This is a genomic window from Sphingobium sp. 22B (genome assembly GCF_001580035.1).
Classification (GTDB): Bacteria; Pseudomonadota; Alphaproteobacteria; order Sphingomonadales; family Sphingomonadaceae; genus Sphingobium; species Sphingobium fuliginis.
Genome location: NZ_LTAB01000096.1, coordinates 1 through 380, shown reverse-complemented (window position 1 = coordinate 380; position 380 = coordinate 1). Strand labels below are relative to the sequence as shown.

1 protein-coding gene is annotated in these 380 nt (G+C 53.7%); it reads right to left on the bottom strand.

The annotated features are described in order from the left end of the window. Positions 1-58: 58 nt before the first annotated feature. Positions 59-380, bottom strand: a 322-nt coding sequence (locus tag A0J57_RS26465) for a hypothetical protein (protein WP_161942164.1), incomplete at its 5' end; no start/stop codon positions are given.

The window sequence follows — 380 nt, the reverse complement described above, 5'->3', positions numbered from 1 at the left end:
GCGATGAATGGGGTTCAAGGCTTTTCGCCCTCCGGCACGACTGGCTTTGCTACGAGCGTCACTCCTCCGGAATATAGTTCGGAGGAGTGACGCTCGTAGCAAAGCCAGTCGTGCCGGAGGGCGAAAAGCCTTGAACCCCATTCATCGCAACGTCAAACGCATGTCCCATTTCATGTTTGGTAGTATGGTCAAGATCCGGATTCGTTCCATTCGCTGGATTCGTAATCCCATCGTACACGCAAGTCTTGAAAATGCCAGTCACCAGCCCACCAGAACCCTGGGACCAAGTGAAACCACAGCGGCCAGCGCCGGCCTTCGTGCCATAGTTTGGAATGCCGTTCCAAGGTGCAGTATTGTTGAAGTAATCGACGGCATCTTGT